Source organism: Myxococcus vastator (assembly GCF_010894475.1).
In the GTDB taxonomy this organism is placed as follows: domain Bacteria; phylum Myxococcota; class Myxococcia; order Myxococcales; family Myxococcaceae; genus Myxococcus; species Myxococcus vastator.
Window position 1 is genome coordinate 1 of record NZ_JAAIYB010000969.1, and the last position, 480, is coordinate 480.

Annotated in this window: 1 protein-coding gene; it reads right to left on the bottom strand. The window is 76.0% G+C overall.

The annotated features are described in order from the left end of the window. The coding region (locus tag G4D87_RS38605) for a KS-MAT linker domain-containing protein (protein ID WP_205507901.1) at window positions 1–480 on the bottom strand (480 nt) is incomplete at both ends.

Here is a 480-nt window from a genome sequence, read left to right on the forward strand (position 1 = left end):
CCGTGGCAGTGGTCTCTATCCAGTAGCGCTCTCCCACGAAGGGGTACGTGGGCAGGGACACCCGGCGGGGCGGGTGCTCCCGGTAGAGGGCCTCCCAGGGCCAGGGCGTGCCCTCGACCCAGGCGCGCGCGATGGCCTCGTGCTCGTTCCGGCCCACGAGCTCCAGCAATGCGGCCTCGGTGGGGGCGGCGCCCGGTTGGGACGTCTCCGCGATGGTCGCCGTGAAGAGGCCCGGCGCGCACGGCGCCGTGGGGTCCGCCGCGTGCGTCGCGAAGGTCCGCAGCCGCTCGCGGCAGGTGGCCAGGTCCTCCGCCACGAAGGCGAGACGGGCAGCCATGGCCTCCCGCCCTCGCTGAAGCGTGAAGGCGAGCGACTCCAGCGCGTCCGCTCCCCAGGCGGGCTGGGCGTCGAGGGCGTCGAGGAGCTGGCGGGCCCGCGCGCGCAGGCGCTCCGGGGTGCGCGCGGAGAGCACGATGCCGG